The 22,593-nt window shown below is 42.7% G+C and carries 19 protein-coding genes, 9 tRNA genes and 1 pseudogene; 22 read left to right on the forward strand and 7 right to left on the reverse strand.

Annotated elements, in window-relative coordinates; genetic code table 11:
- Positions 1 to 53: 53 nt before the first annotated feature.
- The 9 genes from QM959_RS08390 to QM959_RS08430 all read left to right on the forward strand — a co-directional run bounded on the left by QM959_RS08390 (position 54) and on the right by QM959_RS08430 (position 837).
- Positions 54 to 126 (forward strand) — tRNA-Val (locus QM959_RS08390).
- A gap of 2 nt (positions 127 to 128) precedes the next feature.
- Positions 129 to 201 (forward strand) — tRNA-Asp (locus QM959_RS08395).
- 24 nt (positions 202 to 225) lie between these two features.
- Positions 226 to 298 (forward strand) — tRNA-Lys (locus tag QM959_RS08400).
- Positions 299 to 303: 5 nt separating this feature from the next.
- A tRNA-Leu gene (locus QM959_RS08405) sits at positions 304 to 385 on the forward strand.
- A 12-nt stretch (positions 386 to 397) separates the two neighbouring features.
- A tRNA-Thr gene (locus QM959_RS08410) sits at positions 398 to 470 on the forward strand.
- Positions 471 to 497: 27 nt separating this feature from the next.
- A tRNA-Gly gene (locus QM959_RS08415) sits at positions 498 to 569 on the forward strand.
- A gap of 7 nt (positions 570 to 576) precedes the next feature.
- Positions 577 to 662 (forward strand) — tRNA-Leu (locus tag QM959_RS08420).
- A gap of 11 nt (positions 663 to 673) precedes the next feature.
- Positions 674 to 747, forward strand: a tRNA-Arg gene (locus QM959_RS08425).
- Between the two features lie 16 nt (positions 748 to 763).
- A tRNA-Pro gene (locus QM959_RS08430) sits at positions 764 to 837 on the forward strand.
- 65 nt (positions 838 to 902) lie between these two features.
- On the opposite strand, the pseudogene QM959_RS08435 reads toward QM959_RS08430, so the two are convergent.
- Positions 903 to 1,046, reverse strand: a pseudogene (locus QM959_RS08435) (transposase); the annotation flags it as partial.
- Between the two features lie 376 nt (positions 1,047 to 1,422).
- Here QM959_RS08435 and QM959_RS08440 point away from each other — a divergent pair.
- The 7 genes from QM959_RS08440 to pepC all read left to right on the forward strand — a co-directional run bounded on the left by QM959_RS08440 (position 1,423) and on the right by pepC (position 10,638).
- Complete coding sequence (locus tag QM959_RS08440) at positions 1,423 to 5,814, forward strand: PolC-type DNA polymerase III (protein ID WP_414372651.1); 4,392 nt, start codon at positions 1,423 to 1,425, stop codon at positions 5,812 to 5,814.
- Positions 5,815 to 5,854: 40 nt separating this feature from the next.
- A complete protein-coding gene (locus tag QM959_RS08445; RefSeq protein ID WP_414372653.1) occupies positions 5,855 to 6,529 on the forward strand; it encodes a hypothetical protein in 675 nt (224 codons plus the stop codon).
- 13 nt (positions 6,530 to 6,542) lie between these two features.
- Positions 6,543 to 6,695: a hypothetical protein gene (locus QM959_RS08450; RefSeq protein ID WP_414372654.1), complete on the forward strand. Its 153-nt coding sequence runs from the start codon at positions 6,543 to 6,545 to the stop codon at positions 6,693 to 6,695.
- Positions 6,696 to 6,719: 24 nt separating this feature from the next.
- Positions 6,720 to 7,961, forward strand: a complete 1,242-nt coding sequence (locus tag QM959_RS08455; RefSeq protein WP_414372656.1) for an aminopeptidase — start codon at positions 6,720 to 6,722, stop codon at positions 7,959 to 7,961.
- Between the two features lie 9 nt (positions 7,962 to 7,970).
- Positions 7,971 to 8,201, forward strand: a complete 231-nt coding sequence (locus QM959_RS08460) for a GlsB/YeaQ/YmgE family stress response membrane protein (RefSeq protein ID WP_070480143.1) — start codon at positions 7,971 to 7,973, stop codon at positions 8,199 to 8,201.
- A 269-nt stretch (positions 8,202 to 8,470) separates the two neighbouring features.
- Positions 8,471 to 9,193, forward strand: coding sequence for a pseudouridine synthase (locus QM959_RS08465; RefSeq protein WP_414372673.1), 723 nt, complete (start codon positions 8,471 to 8,473; stop codon positions 9,191 to 9,193).
- A gap of 110 nt (positions 9,194 to 9,303) precedes the next feature.
- A complete protein-coding gene (gene pepC, locus QM959_RS08470; RefSeq protein ID WP_414372658.1) occupies positions 9,304 to 10,638 on the forward strand; it encodes an aminopeptidase C in 1,335 nt (444 codons plus the stop codon).
- A 54-nt stretch (positions 10,639 to 10,692) separates the two neighbouring features.
- Here the strand turns inward: pepC and QM959_RS08475 are convergent, their stop codons facing one another.
- The 5 genes from QM959_RS08475 to QM959_RS08495 all read right to left on the reverse strand — a co-directional run bounded on the left by QM959_RS08475 (position 10,693) and on the right by QM959_RS08495 (position 15,740).
- On the reverse strand, positions 10,693 to 11,604 hold the full coding sequence (locus QM959_RS08475; protein ID WP_414372660.1) for a PTS system mannose/fructose/sorbose family transporter subunit IID: 912 nt from the start codon (positions 11,602 to 11,604) through the stop codon (positions 10,693 to 10,695).
- Positions 11,605 to 11,618: 14 nt separating this feature from the next.
- Positions 11,619 to 12,431 carry a PTS mannose/fructose/sorbose transporter subunit IIC gene (locus tag QM959_RS08480; RefSeq protein WP_004250648.1) on the reverse strand — a complete coding sequence of 271 codons (813 nt, stop codon included), beginning with the start codon at positions 12,429 to 12,431 and terminating at the stop codon, positions 11,619 to 11,621.
- A gap of 29 nt (positions 12,432 to 12,460) precedes the next feature.
- Entirely contained in the window at positions 12,461 to 13,450 is a 990-nt protein-coding gene (locus QM959_RS08485; RefSeq protein ID WP_414372662.1) for a PTS sugar transporter subunit IIB, read from the reverse strand.
- Between the two features lie 233 nt (positions 13,451 to 13,683).
- Positions 13,684 to 14,703, reverse strand: coding sequence for an alcohol dehydrogenase AdhP (adhP, locus tag QM959_RS08490; RefSeq protein ID WP_414372664.1), 1,020 nt, complete (start codon positions 14,701 to 14,703; stop codon positions 13,684 to 13,686).
- Positions 14,704 to 14,927: 224 nt separating this feature from the next.
- Complete coding sequence (locus QM959_RS08495) at positions 14,928 to 15,740, reverse strand: Cof-type HAD-IIB family hydrolase (protein ID WP_414372666.1); 813 nt, start codon at positions 15,738 to 15,740, stop codon at positions 14,928 to 14,930.
- Between the two features lie 302 nt (positions 15,741 to 16,042).
- On the opposite strand from QM959_RS08495, the gene QM959_RS08500 reads away from it, so the two are divergent.
- From QM959_RS08500 to folB, 6 genes are all read left to right on the forward strand, one after another.
- A complete protein-coding gene (locus QM959_RS08500) occupies positions 16,043 to 17,461 on the forward strand; it encodes an NCS2 family permease (RefSeq protein ID WP_247935623.1) in 1,419 nt (472 codons plus the stop codon).
- Between the two features lie 52 nt (positions 17,462 to 17,513).
- Positions 17,514 to 18,221, forward strand: coding sequence for a CPBP family intramembrane glutamic endopeptidase (locus QM959_RS08505; RefSeq protein WP_247935624.1), 708 nt, complete (start codon positions 17,514 to 17,516; stop codon positions 18,219 to 18,221).
- Positions 18,222 to 18,314: 93 nt separating this feature from the next.
- Positions 18,315 to 19,289: a dihydropteroate synthase gene (gene folP, locus QM959_RS08510; protein WP_414372668.1), complete on the forward strand. Its 975-nt coding sequence runs from the start codon at positions 18,315 to 18,317 to the stop codon at positions 19,287 to 19,289.
- Between the two features lies 1 nt (position 19,290).
- Entirely contained in the window at positions 19,291 to 20,589 is a 1,299-nt protein-coding gene (locus QM959_RS08515) for a bifunctional folylpolyglutamate synthase/dihydrofolate synthase (protein WP_414372670.1), read from the forward strand.
- A gap of 3 nt (positions 20,590 to 20,592) precedes the next feature.
- Positions 20,593 to 21,147: a GTP cyclohydrolase I FolE gene (folE, locus tag QM959_RS08520; protein ID WP_075228722.1), complete on the forward strand. Its 555-nt coding sequence runs from the start codon at positions 20,593 to 20,595 to the stop codon at positions 21,145 to 21,147.
- 43 nt (positions 21,148 to 21,190) lie between these two features.
- On the forward strand, positions 21,191 to 22,003 hold the full coding sequence (folB, locus tag QM959_RS08525; protein ID WP_247935627.1) for a dihydroneopterin aldolase: 813 nt from the start codon (positions 21,191 to 21,193) through the stop codon (positions 22,001 to 22,003).
- 44 nt (positions 22,004 to 22,047) lie between these two features.
- Here the strand turns inward: folB and QM959_RS08530 are convergent, their stop codons facing one another.
- Entirely contained in the window at positions 22,048 to 22,365 is a 318-nt protein-coding gene (locus QM959_RS08530; protein WP_033681210.1) for a DUF960 domain-containing protein, read from the reverse strand.
- Positions 22,366 to 22,593 lie beyond the last annotated feature (228 nt).

Raw genomic sequence — 22,593 nt, forward strand, 5'->3', positions numbered from 1 at the left:
CCGGAAGTAGTTGGGGGTTGCCCCCTGTGAGATATGGAAGTCGCTTAGCTAAAGGGAGTTTAGCTCAGCTGGGAGAGCATCTGCCTTACAAGCAGAGGGTCAGCGGTTCGATCCCGTTAACTCCCATAGGTCCCGTAGTGTAGCGGTTATCACGTCGCCCTGTCACGGCGAAGATCGCGGGTTCGATTCCCGTCGGGACCGTTTAAGATAACGGAAGTTATTTTAGACTCGTTAGCTCAGTTGGTAGAGCAATTGACTTTTAATCAATGGGTCACTGGTTCGAGCCCAGTACGGGTCATCATTGCGGGTTTGGCGGAATTGGCAGACGCACCAGATTTAGGATCTGGCGCTTAACGGCGTGGGGGTTCAAGTCCCTTAACCCGCATAATAGAAATAAGCCGGCTTAGCTCAGTTGGTAGAGCATCTGATTTGTAATCAGAGGGTCGCGTGTTCAAGTCATGTAGCCGGCATTTTTTTAATATAACCAAGAGGTCGATGCGAACGTAGTTCAGTGGTAGAACACCACCTTGCCAAGGTGGGGGTCGCGGGTTCGAATCCCGTCGTTCGCTTAGAGAGGCCGGGGTGGCGGAACTGGCAGACGCACAGGACTTAAAATCCTGCGATTGGTAACGATCGTACCGGTTCGATTCCGGTCCTCGGCATAATATAATGAGCACCCTTAGCTCAACTGGATAGAGTACCTGACTACGAATCAGGCGGTTAGAGGTTCGACTCCTCTAGGGTGCATTTTTTCTATTTAACTCGGGAAGTAGCTCAGCTTGGTAGAGTACTTGGTTTGGGACCAAGGTGTCGCAGGTTCGAATCCTGTCTTCCCGATTAATTCTCTGGATACTTAAGGTATCTTTTTTTATACTTAACATCTGTAGTGGCTTTAAGAAAAGCTAAGATCTAGAAAGGACAAATTTCGTCCTTTCTTTTTTGATGTTCAGAGCGATAAAAATCCGTTTTTTGAAGTTTTCAAAGTTCCGAAAACCAAAGGCATTGCGTTTGATAAGTTTGGTGAGATTATTCGTCACCTCCAGCTTGGGGATGATTTCTTTGTGTATCCCTATTGATGATATCCATAAATTAGATATTAGGGTCTTTAATGTCAAGCAATTTTGTGATAAAATGTAATTGTTCTATATGAATCTTTCTAATGAGTTGTTTTGTCGCTTTTCATTATAGGTCATATGGAACTTTTTTCTACACAAAAATAGGCTCCATAATATCCATAGGAGATTTACCCACTACAAATATTATAGAGCCCAACAAAATAGACTCTATAATATACAAATAGGAGTTACTCACTATAAATATTATAGGAGTATTTGTCGAAAGTAGCAGTCTTTAAGGAAGGATACTAGCTATATATTTTTTTAAATATGGTAAAATAGTAGGAGAATAATGTGAGGAAATTGAATGTCAAATAGTTTTGAAATTTTGATGAATCAACTGGGGATGCCTGCTGAAATGAGACAGGATCCTGCTTTATCAAAGGCTGATATTGAGCGAGTTGTGGTTCATAAAATTAGTAAGGTATGGGAGTTTCATTTCGTATTTTCTAATATTTTACCGATTGAAATCTTCTTAGAATTAAAGAAAGGTTTGAGTGAGGAATTTTCTAAGACAGGCAATAAAGCTGTTTTCGAAATCAAGGCTCTGTCTCAAGAATTTTCAAATCAACTCTTGCAGGCCTATTATAGAGAGGCTTTTTCTGAGGGGTCATGTGCTAGTCAAGGTTTTAAATCGCTTTATCAGAATTTGCAAGTTCGTGCTGAGGGGAATCAACTATTTATTGAAGGCTCTGAGGCGATTGATAAGGAACATTTTAAGAAGAATCATCTTCCTAATTTAGCTAAACAACTTGAAAAGTTTGGTTTTCCAACTTTTAACTGTCAAGTAGAGAAGAATGATGCCCTGACCCAGGAGCAGGAAGAGGCCTTTCATGCTGAAAATGAGCAGATTGTTCAAGCTGCCAATGAAGAAGCGCTTCGTGCTATGGAACAACTAGAACAGATGGCACCACCTCCAGCGGATGAGAAATCAGCCTTTGATTTTCAAGCGAAAAAACCTGCAGCTAAACCAAAGCTGGACAAGGCGGAGATTACTCCTATGATCGAAGTGACGACTGAGGAAAATCGTCTGGTCTTTGAAGGGGTTGTTTTTGATGTGGAGCAAAAAGTGACCAGAACAGGGCGCGTTTTGATTAACTTTAAAATGACGGACTATACTTCAAGTTTTTCTATGCAAAAGTGGGTTAAGAACGAGGAAGAGGCTCAAAAATTTGATCTAATTAAGAAAAATTCTTGGCTACGAGTTCGTGGGAATGTGGAGATGAATAACTTCACACGCGATTTGACTATGAACGTGCAGGATGTGCAGGAAGTTGTTCATTATGAGCGAAAGGATTTGATGCCAGAAGGTGAGCGTCGTGTTGAGTTTCATGCCCATACCAACATGTCGACCATGGATGCTTTGCCAGAGGTTGAAGAAATCGTTGCGACAGCTGCTAAGTGGGGACACAAGGCGGTTGCCATCACGGACCATGGGAATGTCCAGTCCTTTCCACATGGCTATAAGGCGGCTAAGAAAGCAGGAATCCAGCTGATCTATGGTATGGAGGCCAATATCGTGGAGGACCGAGTTCCTATCGTCTATAACGAAGTGGAGATGGACTTGTCGGAAGCGACCTATGTGGTCTTTGACGTAGAAACGACGGGTCTTTCAGCTATCTATAATGACTTGATTCAGGTTGCGGCTTCTAAGATGTACAAGGGGAATGTTATTGCTGAATTTGATGAATTTATCAATCCTGGGCATCCACTATCAGCTTTTACTACTGAGTTGACTGGAATTACAGATGATCATGTCAAAAATTCCAAACCACTGGAACAAGTTTTGCAGGAATTCCAAGAATTTTGTAAGGATACTGTCCTAGTCGCTCACAATGCGACCTTTGACGTTGGCTTTATGAATGCCAACTATGAGCGTCATGGTCTTCCTAAAATTAGTCAGCCAGTTATCGATACGCTTGAGTTTGCGAGAAACCTCTATCCTGAGTATAAACGTCATGGTTTGGGACCTTTGACCAAGCGTTTTGGGGTGGCGCTAGAACATCACCACATGGCCAACTACGATGCGGAAGCTACAGGTCGCCTACTCTTCATCTTTATCAAAGAGGTAGCAGAAAAACATGGTGTGACTGATTTGGCTAGACTCAATATTGATTTGATTAGTCCAGATTCTTATAAAAAAGCTCGGATCAAACATGCGACAATTTATGTTAAGAATCAAGTAGGGCTAAAAAATATCTTTAAGCTAGTCTCGTTGTCTAATACTAAGTACTTTGAAGGAGTGCCACGGATTCCAAGAACGGTTCTAGACGCCCATCGGGAGGGCTTGATTTTAGGATCAGCTTGTTCAGAGGGTGAAATTTTTGATGCGGTCGTTTCCCAAGGTGTGGATGCGGCGATCGAGGTGGCTAAGTATTATGACTTTATCGAGGTCATGCCACCTGCCATCTATGCTCCTTTGATTGCTAAGGAGCAGGTCAAGGATATGGAAGAGCTCCAGACCATTATCAAGAGTTTGATCGAGGTCGGCGATCGTCTTGGTAAACCTGTTCTGGCTACGGGAAATGTCCACTATATCGAACCAGAAGAAGAGATATATCGTGAAATTATCGTCCGTAGTTTGGGACAGGGGGCGATGATTAACCGAACCATTGGTCATGGGGAATATGCCCAACCAGCTCCTTTACCGAAGGCACATTTCAGAACGACTAATGAGATGTTGGATGAATTTGCCTTCTTGGGAGAGGAACTGGCTCGTAAACTGGTTATTGAAAATCCCAATGCCTTGGCAGAAATATTTGAAACCGTTGAGGTCGTTAAGGGTGACTTGTACACGCCTTTCATTGACAAGGCTGAAGAAACGGTTGCCGAATTAACCTATAAGAAAGCTTTTGAGATTTATGGAAATCCGCTACCGGATATCGTTGATTTGCGGATTGAAAAAGAACTGACTTCTATTCTGGGGAATGGATTTGCCGTGATTTATCTGGCTTCCCAGATGCTGGTACAACGTTCCAATGAACGAGGCTACTTGGTTGGTTCTCGTGGATCTGTCGGTTCCAGTTTTGTTGCGACCATGATTGGGATTACAGAGGTCAATCCTCTCTCTCCTCACTATGTTTGTGGTCAGTGTCAGTACAGTGAGTTTATCACCGATGGTTCGTACGGTTCAGGTTTTGATATGCCCAATAAGGACTGTCCTAAATGTGGTCACAAACTCAGCAAAAATGGGCAGGATATTCCGTTTGAGACCTTCCTTGGTTTTGATGGAGACAAGGTTCCCGATATTGACTTGAACTTCTCGGGAGAAGATCAGCCTAGTGCCCACTTGGATGTGCGTGATATCTTTGGTGAGGAATATGCCTTCCGTGCAGGAACGGTTGGTACGGTGGCTGCTAAGACCGCTTATGGCTTTGTCAAGGGCTATGAGCGAGACTATGGCAAGTTTTATCGTGATGCAGAGGTGGAGCGCCTCGCTCAAGGTGCAGCTGGTGTCAAGCGGACAACAGGACAACACCCAGGGGGAATCGTTGTTATTCCGAACTATATGGATGTCTATGATTTTACGCCTGTCCAGTATCCAGCGGATGACGTCACGGCTGAATGGCAGACCACTCACTTTAACTTCCACGATATTGATGAGAACGTCCTCAAACTCGATGTACTGGGACATGATGATCCGACCATGATTCGGAAACTTCAGGATTTGTCTGGTATTGACCCTAATGAAATCCCTATGGATGATGAAGGCGTGATGGCACTCTTTTCTGGGACTGATGTACTTGGTGTGACACCTGAGCAAATCGGAACTCCGACGGGCATGCTGGGGATTCCAGAGTTTGGAACAAACTTTGTCCGAGGCATGGTCGACGAAACCCACCCGACGACCTTTGCGGAGTTGCTACAGTTGTCTGGATTGTCCCACGGTACCGATGTTTGGCTGGGGAATGCCCAAGATTTGATTAAACAAGGGATTGCGGACCTATCAACTGTTATCGGTTGTCGGGACGACATCATGGTTTATCTCATGCATGCTGGTCTCGAACCTAAGATGGCCTTTACCATCATGGAACGGGTACGTAAGGGCTTGTGGCTAAAGATTTCTGAAGAGGAGCGAAATGGCTATATCGAAGCTATGAAGGCCAATAAGGTGCCCGAGTGGTATATCGAATCCTGCGGGAAAATCAAGTACATGTTCCCTAAAGCCCATGCGGCTGCCTATGTTATGATGGCCTTGCGTGTAGCCTACTTTAAGGTCCATCATCCTATTTATTACTACTGTGCTTACTTCTCAATCCGTGCTAAGGCTTTTGATATCAAGACCATGGGGGCGGGCTTGGATGCTATCAAGCGCAGAATGGAAGAAATTGCTGAAAAGCGGAAGAACAATGAAGCCTCTAATGTGGAAATCGATCTCTATACAACTCTTGAGATTGTTAATGAGATGTGGGAGCGTGGCTTCAAGTTTGGCAAACTCGATCTCTACCGTAGTCAGGCGACAGAGTTCCTCATCGATGGGGATACCCTCATTCCGCCATTTGTTGCTATGGATGGTCTGGGAGAGAACGTTGCCAAGCAACTGGTTCGTGCGCGTCAAGAGGGAGAATTCCTCTCTAAAACAGAACTACGAAAACGCGGCGGGCTCTCATCAACCTTGGTTGAAAAGATGGATGAAATGGGTATTCTCGGCAATATGCCAGAGGATAATCAGTTGAGTTTGTTTGATGAGTTGTTTTAATAGTATGAAATGCCTTGTGTAGGTTTGAGGTTGGTTATTGATGCTAAAGAAAAAAAGAGCAACACCCTGGAAATCAGGGAAAGTTATTTCCATACGCTTACGAAATGGCGTTTATGTCTTAGCGCAAATGGTGCGAGAACCCTATCTAGTATTTTTTAACCATTTTAACGAGGAAAATAACTGGAAGGGTGTGACCTTGAAAGAGGAGGATGTCCTCTTTTGTAAGGCTGTTACTCGCCAGTTTCTACGCTACAGTCCTATAACGATTGTTAAAAATCTTGAGCCCCTGTTAGATTATGGATTACCCAAAGAATGGATCTATAGTCATATTGGAGGTCATCCTATTACTGTTTCGGTAAAGGGAAGGGAGCGCCAACTTGCTGGTTTTGGTAGACGGTGTTCTTTAGTTCTGGCGGATAAAGACAGTGGACTACCAGAAGATAATCCACTTATGGGACTCTTCCAATCCTATATCATATCAGATATCAAAGAACAGGATTGGGATCGGGTAGGTCAGGCTGAACTCATGTCTATTGAAGTATTTCCAACACTCAACGAACGTCTCTATCTTTGCTTTCTTTGTGGGAAAAATATAAATCCAGAACAAGATATCTCTTTAGGAAAGCCTCTACCAGATAACTATGAAACCTATATAGATATCCTCACAAATAGTTCAGAAGCACGACGTCTTTATTTAGGAGAGAATGAAGAATAAGAAAAGACATTTCATGAAACTAAGAATTTTTGCGGAAGATAAAACTGCTGAGAAGGTATTTGAATATCAATTAGAACTTGCTGATCAGACAATTCTTCTACCAACAGCACTATTGTCAGGTGCTATTGCACTAGCAGGGCTACTCTCTGCTTTGAATAAAAACTAAAAAATATAGAAAAGAGAAAACAGAATGGTTTTACCAAATTTTAAAGAAAATTTAGAAAAATATGCGAAATTGTTGGTTGCGAACGGAATTAACGTGCAACCTGGGCATACTTTAGCCCTTTCTATCGATGTGGAGCAACGTGAGTTGGCGCATCTAATAGTAAAGGAAGCTTATGCCTTGGGTGCGCATGAGGTTATTGTTCAGTGGACAGATGATGTCATTAACCGCGAAAAATTCCTCCACGCGCCGATGGAGCGTCTGGACAATGTGCCAGAATACAAGATTGCTGAGATGAACTATCTTTTGGAGAAGAAGGCTAGTCGTCTTGGAGTTCGTTCATCTGATCCGGGTGCCTTGAATGGAGTGGACGCTGATAAGCTGTCAGCTTCTGCTAAAGCCATGGGACTTGCCATGAAGCCAATGCGTATCGCAACTCAATCCAACAAGGTTAGCTGGACTGTGGCAGCCGCTGCTGGACTTGAGTGGGCTAAGAAAGTCTTCCCAAATGCTGCGAGCGACGAGGAAGCAGTCGATCTCCTTTGGGACCAAATCTTCAAAACTTGCCGTGTCTACGAAGAAGATCCTGTTAAGGCTTGGGAAGAGCATGCAGCCATTCTTAAGAGCAAGGCAGATATGCTCAATAAAGAACAATTTTCAGCCCTTCACTACACAGCGCCAGGGACAGATTTGACACTTGGTTTGCCAAAGAACCATGTTTGGGAATCAGCTGGGGCTGTCAATGCACAGAGCGAAGGATTCTTACCAAATATGCCGACAGAGGAAGTTTTCACAGCGCCTGACTTCCGTCGTGCAGATGGTTATGTAACCTCTACAAAACCACTAAGCTATAACGGAAATATCATTGAAGGCATTAAGGTGACCTTTAAGGATGGACAAATCGTAGATATCACTGCTGAGAAGGGTGACCAGGTCATGAAAGACCTTGTCTTTGAAAATGCTGGTGCGCGTGCCTTAGGTGAATGTGCCTTGGTACCAGATCCAAGTCCAATTTCACAATCAGGCATTACCTTCTTCAACACTCTTTTCGATGAAAATGCTTCAAACCACTTGGCTATCGGTGCAGCTTACGCAACTAGTGTCGTTGGTGGAGCAGAGATGAGCGAAGAGGAGTTGGAAGCTGCAGGGCTTAATCGTTCAGATGTTCACGTTGACTTTATGATTGGTTCTAACCAAATGGATATCGATGGTATTCGTGAGGATGGGACACGTGTGCCTCTCTTCCGTAACGGAGATTGGGCAAATTAAGGAGCCAAGATGATAGGAAGTATGTTTGTTGGTCTCCTAGTGGGATTCTTGGCAGGTGCTTTGACCAATCGTGGAGAACGTATGGGTTGCTTTGGAAAAATGTTTCTCGGTTGGATTGGTGCCTTTCTGGGTCACTTGCTCTTTGGAACTTGGGGGCCAGTTTTATCAGGAACAGCTATTATCCCAGCAATTTTAGGTGCCATGATTGTTTTAGCTATTTTTTGGAGACGAGGAAGTTAATTTCCTAAAGCTGATACTCAATGAAAATCAAAAAACAAACTAGGAAGCTAGCCGCAGGCTGCTCAAAGCACTGCTTTGCGGTTGTAGATAGAACTGACGAAGTCAGCTCAAAACACTGTTTTGAGGTTGCAGATGGAACTGACGAAGTCAGTAACCATACCTACGGCAAGGTGAAGCTGACGTGGTTTGAAGAGATTTTCGAAGAGTATGAGACGAAAAGGAGGTTGGTCATTGAACCAGCCTCCTTTTTAGTGTGGTATAATAGTTCTATGAGATTAGATAAATTTTTAGTTGCCTGCGCTGTGGGGAGCCGAACTGAGGTCAAAAACTTGCTCAAGGCTGGGCGTGTGACGGTAAATGGTAAAAAAGAAAAATCAGCTAAATTGCAGGTTGATGAAGAAAGAGATGAGATTCGCTTTGATGGGCAAGTACTGGAGTATGAAGAGTTTGTCTATTACATGATGAACAAGCCCCAAGGTGTTATTTCAGCGACTGAGGATCCCAAGCACCGAACCGTTCTGGACTTGTTGGACGACTTGGCTCGGAGCAAGGAAGTTTTCCCAGTAGGGCGCCTGGATATTGACACGCATGGTCTTTTGCTCTTGACTAATGATGGTCAGTTGGCCCATGCTCTTCTTTCACCTAAGCGTCATGTGGACAAGACGTATCTGGCTCAGGTCAAGGGAATGATGACCCAAGAAGATGTGGAGACATTTGCCAAGGGAATTCCTCTCAAAGACTTTACTTGTCAACCTGCTAGATTGGAGCTTGTATCCATAGATCCAGAAAAGAATCAAAGCCAAATCCGTGTGACCATTGCAGAAGGGAAATTCCACCAGGTCAAACGGATGGTGGCCTACTGTGGCAAGGAAGTGGTGGACCTACAACGTTTGGCTATGGGCACTTTAGCCTTGGATGAGAACTTAGAACGAGGAGAATGGCGTCGCTTGACCAAGGAGGAATTAGAAAATCTTCTTGCTAGTATTGCTTAATTTGCTTTATCTTAGGAAAGGTGAGGGACAATCTCCTTGCCTTTTATGTTTTTCAGTTGCTTCCTTTGTGAAAAGCGTTATAATAGACTGTAGAATAAAAGGAGGAATCTATGAACGCGATTCAAGAATCATTTACAGATAAATTATTTGCCAACTATGAAGCAAATGTAAAATACCAAGCTATCGAAAATGCAGCTAGCCACAATGGAATTTTTGCAGCCCTTGAGCGTCGCCAAAGCCATGTAGACAACACACCTGTTTTCTCACTTGATTTGACAAAGGACAAGGTCACTAACCAAAAGGCTTCTGGTCGTTGCTGGATGTTTGCGGCCCTCAATACTTTCCGCCACAAACTCATCTCTCAATACAAACTTGAAAACTTTGAATTGTCACAAGCCCACACCTTCTTCTGGGACAAATATGAAAAATCTAACTGGTTCTTGGAGCAAGTCATTGCGACTGCTGACCAAGAATTGACAAGCCGCAAGGTTAGCTTCCTACTCCAAACTCCACAACAAGATGGTGGTCAGTGGGATATGGTAGTTTCTCTCTTTGAGAAATATGGTGTCGTTCCTAAGTCTGTTTATCCAGAGTCTGTTTCATCTAGCAGTAGCCGTGAGCTCAATGCAATCCTTAACAAATTGCTTCGTCAAGATGCTCAAATCTTGCGTGACCTCTTGGCTTCTGGTGCAGACCAAGCGACTGTTCAAGCTAAGAAAGAAGACCTCTTGCAAGAAATCTTTAATTTCCTTGCCATGTCACTAGGACTTCCACCACGTCAGTTTGACTTTGCTTATCGCGATAAGGATAACAACTACCAAAGCGAAAAGGGCATCACCCCACAAGAATTTTACAAGAAATACGTTGACCTTCCACTAGAAGACTACGTTTCTGTGATCAATGCTCCAACTGCTGATAAACCATACGGTAAATCATATACAGTTGAGATGTTGGGAAATGTCGTTGGAAGCCGTGCAGTTCGCTACATCAACGTACCGATGGAACGCTTGAAAGAATTGGCCATTGCCCAAATGCAAACAGGAGAGACTGTTTGGTTTGGTTCAGATGTCGGCCAGCTCAGCAATCGTAAAGCAGGAATCCTTGCGACAGATGTTTATGACTTTGAATCAAGCATGGACATTAAACTCACTCAGGACAAGGCTGGACGTTTGGACTACAGCGAAAGCTTAATGACCCACGCTATGGTCTTGACAGGTGTTGATTTGGACGAAAATGGCAAGTCAACCAAGTGGAAGGTTGAAAACTCATGGGGAGACAAGGTCGGTACAGATGGTTATTTTGTTGCCTCAGACGCTTGGATGGACGAATACACATATCAAATCGTTGTCCGTAAAGAATTGTTAACAACCGAAGAACAAGCTGCCTATGAAGCAGAACCAATTGTGCTTGCACCTTGGGATCCAATGGGAGCATTGGCTGAATAAAAGCATAGAAAAAAGGAATCAGGCTTAGAACCTGGTTCCTTTTAAATTGCTTGATTACATGATACCGAAGAAACGAGCTGCGATACCTACTGCAAAGAGTGCAAGGATGATTGAGATTGGTGATACTTTTTTCTTAAGCAACCACATGCAAAGGAAAGTAAGGAGAAGTCCCATCAATCCTGGAATCAATGAGTTCAACTGACCTTGAAGGGTTTGTGGTTGAATCTTATCTAGGCTCAATCCACCAAGTGCTTGACCAAGGATACCTTTCAATTCAGCACCTGATACAGGACCTTCTGGGAAGTTGATGTAGGCACCTTCAGCTAATTGTTTACCTGGAAGGTTGATAGTGAAGTTGATGGATACCCAACGTTGTACAAGAACGGCAAGGATGAACATACCAAGGATTGAAGCTCCTTTAGTGATGTCTTTCAAGATACCACCTGACATGTCTTTAGTGATTTCAGATCCAGCCTTGTAACCAAACTCTTGTGTGTACCAAAGGAAAGACATACGGATTGCATTCCATCCAAAGAAGAAGAGAAGTGGTCCAACGATATTACCAGTTGCAGCAAGTGATGCACCAAGGGCACCAAGGATCGGACGAACTGTAAACCAGAAGACTGGGTCACCGATACCAGCAAGAGGTCCCATCATACCGATCTTAACACCTTGGATAGCAGCGTCATCGATTTCAGTACCGTTAGCGCGTTCTTCTTCAAGTGCAAGAGTAACCCCCATGATTGGAGCAGCTACGTATGGGTGAGTGTTGAAGAATTCAAGGTGACGCTCAAGAGCAGCTGCTTGGTCTTCTTTTTTAGTGTAAAGTTTCTTGATAGCTGGGATCAAAGAATAAGCCCAACCCAAGTTTTGCATACGTTCGTAGTTCCAAGAACCTTGAAGGAATTGTGAACGCCACCAAACTTTTTGGCGATCTGATTTTGATAATTGAATTTTTTCAGCCATGATTGTTCCCCTTTCTAGTAGTCTTCTAGGATATCACCGATTGGATCGTTAGAAGTTGCAGCTCCTCCGCCACCGTTTCCACCTTGTTTAGAAAGGTTGAGGTAGATGAAGGCAAGGGCAACACCGATGACACCAAGGGCAATCAAAGTCAATTGAGAGATTGCTGCAAGAGCAAAACCGATAGCGAAGAATGGCCATACTTCACGAGTAGCCATCATGTTGATAACCAAAGCGTAACCAACGGCAACGACCATGGCACCGCCGACAGCCATACCACCGTTCAACCAGTCTGGCATCAATTTAAGAGCATCTTGAACAGCAGAAGCAGGGATAGCAATAAGGAAGGCTGCAGGAATCGCGATACGAAGACCTTGAAGAACAAGGGCAAAGTAGTGAGCGCGTTCAACAGCTGCAATGTTTCCTTCTTTAGCAGCAGCGTCAGCAGTGTGAACCAAACCAACTGAGATTGTACGAACAATCATAGTCAAGAAAAGTCCAGCTACGGCAAGAGGGATTGCAGTTGCAGTTGCGACTGCGATACCTTCAGTAGTAAAGTTACCACCTTTAATCATGATGATTGCAGCAGCAACAGAAGCAAGAGCAGCGTCAGGAGCAACGGCAGCTCCGATGTTAGCCCAACCAAGGGCAATCATTTGAAGGGATCCACCAAGCATAACCCCAGCTTCGAGGTTACCAGTTACAAGCCCGATAAGGGTACATGCTACGATTGGTTGATGGAATTGGAATTGGTCGAGGATACCTTCAAGACCTGCGAAGAAGGCAACAACTACAACCAAGATAGCAGAAATGATTGAAATATCTGACATGGTTTTATTCCTTTTCTATTTAATGTAAATTATTGAACGTTAGCTTTGCTAATCAAGTCAAACAAATCTTTTTTCGTGTCGTTTGGTACTTTACGTACGTCAAATTCAACACCAAGGTCACGCATTTTTTCAAATGTAGCAACGTCTTCTTTGTCCATTGACAATACGTTGTTGACCATTGTTTTACCAGTTGAGTGAGCCATAGATCCTACGTTAAGAGTTTTGATTGGTACACCGCCTTCGATAGCACGGAGGGCATCTTGAGGTGTTTCAAACAAGATAAGGGCATGTGTTTCTCCAAAGCGTGGGTCTTTTGAAACCTCGATCAATTTTTGAATTGGAACCACATTGGCTCTGACATTATTTGGAGCTGCTTGTTTAATCAATTCCTTACGAAGATCGTCGTTGGCAACGTTATCTGAAGCAACGATAATACGGTCTGCTTTTGAATCTGGAGTCCAAGCAGTTGCAACCTGACCGTGAAGGAGACGTGTGTCAAGACGAGCAAGATTGATTTTCAATTTACCATCCCCGATAACAGTTCCTTCTGGGATAGCAGCTTGGGCAACTGGAGCAGCTGCAGCACTTGCAACTTCTTCAGCTGGATTGAGCTCTTCTGGAAGAGCTTTGATGCCATCTTTGGCTTCTTTAATGATATTCGCAGCAACTTTTTCTACACCTGCAGCAGCGTCCATCAGGCGCTCTGTGTAGGCTTGAATCAACATCGGTAAGTTAAGTCCTGTGATGATGGCAAACTTACGCTCAGGATTTTCTCCCATCACGCGACTAGCTTGGTTAAATGGAGATCCACTCCAAAGGTCAGCCAAAACTAGAACCTCATCTTCTGCGTCAAATGCAGCAACAGCGTTATTAAACTTAGCGTATAGATCATCAGGACCTTCGTTTGGCATAAAGGTTACAACTTGAACCTTTTCTTGTTCACCAAAGATCATAGATCCTGACTGATGAATACCCGCAGCAAATTCGCCGTGGCTCGCAATAATGATTCCGATACTCATTATTGTCATTCCTCCTTTTTTGTTTTAGTTTTCGTTTAAGAAAACTTTAAGACTAGATTAGTATAAACCGTTTTCATATAAAAAGCAACTATTTAACATAAAAAATTTAAAAGGTTTTCTTTGAAAATGTTGACATATTAAGTTTTTAAAAGGTGTTCTTGAATCCATATTTAAAAATTTAATATAAAAAAGTTGGAAGCGCATTCCAACTTTTAAAATAGGTTTTTATCAAATTAGTGGGTAAAATCAAGTACCATACGTCCTTGGATTTGCCCTTTTTCCATTTCATCGAAAATTGCAACAGCATCTTCTACTGGACGTTTTTGAACAACTGGAACTACTAAACCTTCTGCACCGAATTGGAAGGCTTCTTCCAAGTCTTTACGAGTTCCTACAAGAGACCCGATGACTTGGATTCCATCTAGAACTGTTTTAACGATGCTGAGTTCCATCATTTCAGAAGGAAGACCAACAGCGACTACGCGACCACCGGCACGAACTGAGTCAACAGCCTGGTTGAAGGCAACTTTAGATACAGCAGTTACGACAGCTGAGTGAGCGCCACCGTTTGTTTTTTCTTTGATAAGGCCTGGAACATCTTCGACTTCAAGACCATTAATCACGATATCAGCACCAACTTCTTTTGCAAGGGCAAGTTTGTCATTGTTGATATCAACTGCGATGACATGAGCATTGAATACTTTTTTAGCATATTGAACAGCTAGATTTCCAAGTCCACCAGCACCGTAAAGAACAACCCATTGGCCAGGTTCAACTTTTGCTTCTTTTATAGCTTTATAGGTTGTTACACCAGCACATGTGATAGAAGAAGCTTGGGCTGGATCAAGTCCATCAGGAACTTTGACGGCATAGTCTGCAGTTACGATACATTGTTCAGCCATACCACCGTCTACTGAGTAGCCAGCATTTTTTACTGTACGGCAAAGAGTTTCACGGCCAGTTGTACAGTATTCGCAAGTGCCGCATCCTTCAAAGAACCAAGCGACGCTGACACGGTCACCGACTTTAAGGCTTTTCACATCTGGCGCAATTTCTTTAACGATACCAACACCTTCATGTCCTAGGACACGTCCTGGTACCTGACCGAAGTCACCATGGGCAACGTGGAGGTCAGTGTGGCAAACACCACAGTATTCAATTTCTACAAGTGCTTCCCCAGTTTCAAGTGGACGGAGTACTTTTTCTTCAATAGCAACACCAGTGCTTTCTGGATTTACAACAACAGCTTTCATAGCTATCCTCCTTGATATTAACTGAGAGCAGGAGAGACAGGACTGGATTGATTTTGTATCAACAGAGTCGAGTGTGACGAGCTCTCTTGTATTTATATGTGAATTATATCACAAAAGAAAGCCTTTTCCAAGGTTTTGGAGGCAAAAAGTAGAATAATCGATTAACTGGTTGATGAGACTGTGAAAAGAGCACAAAGACCAGCTCGCAAGCTGGTCAGCAAAGGTTATAAGAATAAGTCTTGCAGGGTTTTGGCAACCCCATCTTGGTCATTGGTCAGGGAGATTTGCTCATCCGCATAGGGGAGCAAGTCTGGATTGGCATTTTTCATGGCATAACCTTTTCCAGCAAAAGCTAGCATTTCGGTATCATTGTGTTCATCTCCAAAAGCAATCAAGTCCTTTTTATCACGGTTCATTACCTTAAGCAAGTAGTCCAAAGCAAAGGCCTTATTGACGCCTTTGGGGGTACATTCAAGGATATTGAGCGGACCTCCCCAGGTATTGATAGATAGTTGATGCTGGTAGAAGGCATTCATTTCTTTTGCTAGTGCGTACTTGTCACTGGCTCTGGTCTGCAAGAGGATACAGTTAGGATCCTTGGTTACCAACTCAGGCTGAAATTGATCTTCAGGCTGGAAAGCTTCTACACCAAATAGTTTAGGATTGGCAATTTCTTCATTAGGATTTGTAATGTAGAACTTTTTCCGATATTCTCCAGCGATAAAATCAGCTTGAATGTCCTCTGAACGTTGAACCATATCTAGCAGATATTTTTTGTCTACGGTCAAACACTTTTCAAAGTTCCAAACTTGGTCTGGTAAATGAGTAAGGGAGCCGTTGAAATTAACCATAGGAGTGTCTAAGCCTAGTTCACGGTAGAAATCTTTTGACATGCGGTAAGGGCGACCTGTGGTAATAATAACCTGATGGCCTTTTTCAGCAACTTTTTTAATGGTTTCTTTGGTAAAGTCAGAAATCTGACTGTCTGAGTTGAGCAAGGTTCCATCCAGGTCAACTGCAATAATTTTTTTCGTCATATGGACCTTTCTAGTGTCTTTCCAGATAATACTCTTCGAAAATCTCTTCAAACCACGTCAGCTTTATCTGCAATCTCAAAGCTGTACTTTGAGCAGCCTGCGGCTAGCTTCCTAGTTTGCTCTTTGATTTTCATTGAGTATAAGATGTCTACTATTATAACAAAAAGCAGACAGAAAAGCAGATTCCAAACAAAAATGAAATTCTATCAAATTCTTAAATAAATCAAACAAAGATATTGAAAAAGTGAATGATAAATGATATAATTCTATTATTGTTCGTAAAAATTAAAAGGAGATTGATAATGGACAAATTATTTAAACTAAAAGAGAACGGTACAGACGTTCGTACAGAAGTTCTCGCTGGTTTAACAACTTTCTTTGCAATGAGCTATATTCTCTTTGTAAATCCGCAAATTCTTTCGCAAACAGGAATGCCTGCTCAGGGTGTCTTCCTAGCAACGATCATTGGTTCTGTGGTAGGAACTCTTATGATGGCTTTTTATGCCAACTTACCATATGCCCAAGCGCCAGGTATGGGACTGAATGCCTTCTTTACCTTTACAGTTGTCTTTGGACTTGGTTATTCATGGCAAGAAGCTTTGGCTATGGTCTTCATTTGTGGTCTCATTTCATTGATTATTACTTTGACAAATGTACGCAAAATGATTATTGAATCCATTCCTACTGCTCTTCGTTCAGCTATTTCAGCCGGTATCGGTGTCTTCCTTGCCTACGTGGGAATTAAGAATGCTGGACTTTTGAAATTTACGATTGATCCAGGTAACTATACTGTTTTAGGAGAAGGGGCTGACAAAGCTCAAGCAACGATTGCAGCAAATGCTTCAGCAGTTCCAGGATTGGTTGACTTCAATACTCCAGCTGTTTTGGTAGCTCTTGCAGGACTTGCTATTACTATCTTCTTTGTCATTAAAGGGATTAAGGGAGGGATTATCCTTTCTATCTTAACAACAACTGTTCTTGCTATTGCAGTTGGTTTAGTTGATTTGTCTAGCATTGATTTTTCAAATAATCACTTGGGTGCTGCGGTAGAAGATTTGAAGAAAATTTTTGGTGCAGCTCTTGGTTCAGAAGGTTTGGGAGCTTTGATTTCAGATACAGCCCGCTTACCTGAAACGCTTATGGCTATTCTTGCCTTCTCGTTGACAGATATTTTCGATACAATTGGTACTCTAATTGGTACTGGTGAAAAAGTTGGAATCATTGCTTCTAAAGGTGAGAACAAGGAATCAGTTAAATTGGACAAAGCTCTTTATTCTGATTTAATTGCTACAACAATTGGTGCAGTAGCTGGTACTTCAAACGTAACGACTTATGTTGAGTCTGCTGCAGGTATCGGTGCAGGTGGACGTACTGGTTTGACAGCCTTGGTTGTAGCTATCTGTTTTGCAATTTCAAGCTTCTTTAGCCCACTTCTCGCTATCGTACCAACATCTGCTACAGCTCCAATCTTAATTATTGTTGGGATTATGATGTTGGCTAGCTTGAAAAATATTCATTGGGATGATATGGCTGAAGCTGTTCCTGCTTTCTTCACATCAATCTTTATGGGATTCAGCTACTCTATCACTCAAGGGATTGCAGTTGGTTTCTTGACTTACACTTTGACTAAGCTTGTAAAAGGTCAAGCTAAAGATGTTCATGTAATGATTTGGATTTTGGATGCCTTGTTTATCCTTAACTATATCAGCATGGCCTTATAATAGGATAACCCAGGGGGCTTTTCCCCCTTTTTTAATACAAAGGAGATAGGTGATGAAAGAGAAAAATATGTGGAAAGAATTATTGAATCGTGCAGGCTGGCTGTTAATCTTTTTGCTGGCGACAATTTTATATCAGATTCCTATAGGGGTTACTGCTATTTTAACTTTAAATGCAGTACCACTGTTACAGTCAGGACTGATAGTTGCTGGTATTTCGATTGTGGTTCTGGCACTATTTATTATTGGAGCTCGTAAAACGCAATTAGCAAGTTTTAATTTTTCTTTTTTTAGAGCTAAGGATTTGGCACGATTGGGATTAAGTTATTTAGTTATTATCGGGTCAAATATACTTGGTTCGATCCTGTTGCAACTGTCAAATGAGACGACAACAGGTAACCAGTCTCAGGTTAATGCTATGGTTCAGAATAGTTCTCTGATTTCCAGTTTCTTCTTGCTAGCCTTGCTTGCTCCGATTTGTGAGGAAATCTTGTGCCGGGGGATTGTTCCTAAAAAGATTTTTCGAGGCAAGGAGAGTTGGGGATTTGTAGTTGGTACGATTGTGTTTGCTTTATTGCATCAACCAAGTAATTTACCTTCTTTATTGATTTATGGAGGTATGTCAATCGTTCTATCTTGGACAGCTTACAAGACCCAACGTTTGGAAATGTCTATCTTGCTTCACATGATTGTTAATGGGGTGGCCTTCTGTTTGTTGGCTCTTGTGGTAATCATGAGTCGGACATTAGGGATTTCTGTTTAAGATATTTGACAATTGCTTGCTTGTTTCTACTGGGAGAAAGATGAATGCAATCGTGTCCATCTTTTTCTTTTTATGGTAAAATAGAGAAATAATATGGTGAAAAGCCTTGAGGGAGTGACCAATATGTCAAGTAAAGCCAATCACGCAAAGACAGCTATTTGCGGAATTATTAATGTAACCCCAGACTCCTTTTCGGACGGTGGTCAATTTTTTGCTCTTGAGCAGGCGCTCCAGCAGGCTCGTAAATTGATAGCAGAAGGAGCCAGCATGCTTGATATCGGTGGAGAATCAACTCGGCCGGGAAGTAGCTATGTTGAGATAGAAGAAGAAATCCAGCGTGTTGTTCCAGTGATCAAAGCTATTCGCAAGGAAAGTGATGTCCTTATTTCCATCGATACTTGGAAAAGTCAGGTAGCAGAGGCTGCTTTGGCTGCTGGTGCTAATCTAGTCAATGATATTACTGGACTCATGGGTGATGAAAAAATGGCTCATGTGGTAGCTAAGGCTAGAGCGAAAGTGGTCATCATGTTTAATCCAGTCATGGCTCGACCTCATCACCCTAGCTCGCTCATATTCCCTCATTTTGGATTTGGTCAAGCTTTTACAGAGGAAGAATTAGCTACCTTTGAAAAACTGCCAATCGAAGAGTTGATGGAGGCTTTCTTTGAACGAGCACTAGCGAGAGCAAATCAAGCTGGGATTGCACAAGAAAATATCCTGTTGGACCCAGGAATTGGTTTTGGGCTGACTAAGAAAGAAAATCTGCTTCTTTTACGGGACCTGGATAGACTACATCAGAAAGGCTATCCAATCTTTCTTGGAGTGTCGCGCAAGCGGTTTGTCATCAATATCCTTGAAGAAAATGGTTTTGAAGTCAATCCTGAGACAGAAATTGGTTTCCGAAATCGTGATACGGCTTCGGCTCATGTGACTAGTATCGCTGCTAGACAAGGTGTGGAAGTGGTGCGCGTGCACGATGTAGCCAGCCACAAGATGGCGGTTGAAATTGCGTCTGCTATCCGTCTAGCAGACCATGCGGAAAATTTAGATTTGAAACAATATAAGTAAGATGAATAAAAACGAAACCAATCAGTGGATTGCCCACTACCGGACAGACCAACCGCACTTTGGTTTGGAAAGAATGGTAGAGCTTTTAGCTTTACGAGGCAATCCCCATCTTAAGCTTAAGGTTATCCACATCGGAGGAACCAATGGCAAGGGCTCTACTATAGCCTTTTTGAAAAATATGCTGGAAAAGATGGGGCTAAGAGTTGGAGTCTTTAGCTCACCCTATCTGATTCATTATACCGACCAGATTGCCATTAATGGGGAATCTATCCCAGAAGCAAGATTAGAGTCCTTGATGGCGGATTATCGTTTACTACTTGAAGGGGAGCATGCTCAAGCCTTGCGAGGAACGACAGAATTCGAGATTATCACAGCTTTGGCCTATGACTACTTTGCTTCAGAGCAAGTAGATGTGGCCATCATGGAAGTGGGTATGGGTGGACTTTTGGATAGTACTAATGTTTGCCAGCCCATTTTAACAGGCATCACAACCATTGGACTGGACCATGTAGCCCTACTTGGTGACACCTTGGAAGCCATAGCAGAGCAGAAGGCTGGGATTATCAAACGAGGAATTCCCTTGGTGACAGGTCGTATGGCTCCAGAAGCTTTGGCTGTGATTGACCGCATTGCGGAAGGGAAAGATGCGCCGAGACTTGCCTACGGGACAGATTATCAGGTTCGTCATCAAAAGAGTGTGGTGACAGGGGAAGTTTTTGACTATACAAGTTCTCTCAGACAAGGTCACTTCCAGACTGGCCTGCTTGGTTTACACCAGATTGAGAATGCTGGGATGGCCATAGCTTTACTTGATACTTTTTGTCAAGAGGATGGTCGAGAGTTACCAGCTAATACCTTGCTTGCTCAAGCTTTGGAAGAAACAAGTTGGCCGGGGCGTTTGGAAGTCGTGTCTAGAGAACCCTTGATGATTTTGGATGGGGCCCATAATCCCCATGCTATCAAGGCTTTAGTAGAAACATTGCAAGAACGATTTGCGGATTATCATAAGGCAATCCTCTTTACTTGTATTAAAACTAAGGCTTTAGAGGACATGTTAGACTTATTAGACACTTTGCCAGATACGGAACTGATCCTCACTCACTTTGAGGATGATCGGGCGACTGACGAAGAGGTGCTAAAAGAAGCAGCCCATTCTAGAAATCTCAACTATCAAAGTTGGAGAGAATTTCTAGATCAAAAAATAACAGAAAATGAAGAGAAAAAAACAGTTAGGATAGTTACGGGCTCCTTGTATTTCTTGAGCCAAGTGAGAGCCTATCTGATGGAGAGGAAAAATTAGAGAATGGATACACAAAAGATTGAAGAAGCTGTAAAAATGATCATCGAAGCAGTTGGTGAGGATGTAAATCGCGAGGGCTTGCAGGAAACACCTGCTCGTGTAGCTCGTATGTACCAAGAGATTTTTTCAGGTCTTGGTCAAACGGCGGAAGAACATTTATCAAAATCCTTTGAGATTATCGATGATAACATGGTAGTAGAAAAGGATATCTTTTTCCACACTATGTGTGAGCACCACTTCTTGCCATTTTATGGGAAAGCGCATATTGCCTACATCCCAGATGGCCGTGTGGCAGGTTTATCTAAGCTAGCCCGTACGGTTGAAGTTTATTCAAAAAAACCACAAATTCAAGAACGTTTGAATATCGAAGTGGCCGATGCCTTGATGGAGTATCTAGGCGCTAAAGGAGCCTTTGTTGTTATTGAGGCGGAACATATGTGTATGAGCATGCGTGGTGTCAGAAAACCAGGTACTGCAACCTTGACGACAGTAGCTCGTGGTCTATTTGAAACAGATAAGGACCTCCGCGACCAGGCTTATCGTTTAATGGGGCTATAAAAAAGAATCCGCTTTGGGCGGATTTTTCTAGAAAGGACTAGTTATGGATCAACTGCAGATTAAGGATTTGGAAATTTTTGCCTATCATGGTCTTTTTCCCAGTGAGAAAGAATTGGGGCAGAAGTTTGTCGTTTCAGCCATCCTATCCTATGATATGACTAAGGCGGCTACAGACTTGGATTTAACAGCCTCTGTCCATTACGGAGAATTGTGTCAGCAGTGGACGACTTGGTTTCAGGAAACAACTGAGGATTTGATTGAAACGGTAGCCTATAAACTGGTAGAACGTACTTTTGAGGCCTATCCTCTTGTCCAAGAAATTAAGTTGGAACTCAAAAAACCTTGGGCGCCAGTGCATTTGCCACTAGATACTTGCTCGGTAACCATTCATCGCCGTAAGCAACGGGCTTTTATTGCTCTAGGAAGCAATATGGGGGATAAGCAAGCAAACTTGAAGCAAGCCATTGAGAAAATGCGATTTCGTGGCATCCATATTCTCAAAGAGTCCAGTGTCTTGACGACGGAACCTTGGGGTGGTGTGGAGCAGGATAGCTTTGCCAATCAAGTGGTTGAGGTGGAAACCTGGTTGCCTGCTCCAGTCTTGTTAGAGACCTTGTTAGCCATTGAGTCAGAGATGGGACGGGTGAGAGAAGTGCATTGGGGACCCCGTTTGATTGACTTGGACTTGCTCTTTGTGGAGGACCAGGTCATTTATACAGACAACCTCATCTTGCCTCATCCCTATATAGCGGAACGCCTTTTTGTTCTTGAATCTCTTCAAGAAATTGCGCCTCATTTTATCCATCCTACATTAAATCAACCTATTCGCAACTTGTATGATGCTTTGAAAAAATAGAAAAACTCTAGTTTTCAGTCGTTTGTAACTGAAGGCTAGAGTTTTTAAAATAGGTCATTTTCTTCTGGGAGGAGGATAGTTTCTCTACCATCCATGTCTAAAACCAGCACTCTTGGCGGATAAAGAGGGTCGAAAGGGTGGTTAAAGTCAAAATCAATGGCTGTAGGGAGGTGTTGACTTGAAAAATGGAAGGTGATTTTTCCATGGTTATTGAGCAATTGAAACTCGAGTTCTTCTTCCAATTCAAAGACATTTTTTAGGAAATGGTCAATAATATACCAAAAAGAGTCAATAACATCATCAGGTAAGCTGGTAACAATGCCAAAACTAGCCGACCGCATGTGGGTATTGGTAAAAGCCATATTTCTGTCCCCCTTTCTTTTCCCTTATCATACAGCAAATAGGATTAAAAATCAAGAAAAGGTGATTTTTTCTTCATAAACATAGTTTTCTATGAAATTTTTGCTAAATTCCTAAACTAAGTTCCATCGCTAATTCAAGTGGAAGTTAGTCTGATAAAAACCCTAAAAACCAGTGGCAATCCGTGTCAAGGTAAGTTCTACTGGTTTTAATAATGCTTGGTTTTATAG

Origin of the sequence: Streptococcus mitis (assembly GCF_047459985.1) — a bacterium.
Lineage (GTDB): Bacteria > Bacillota > Bacilli > Lactobacillales > Streptococcaceae > Streptococcus > Streptococcus mitis_DZ.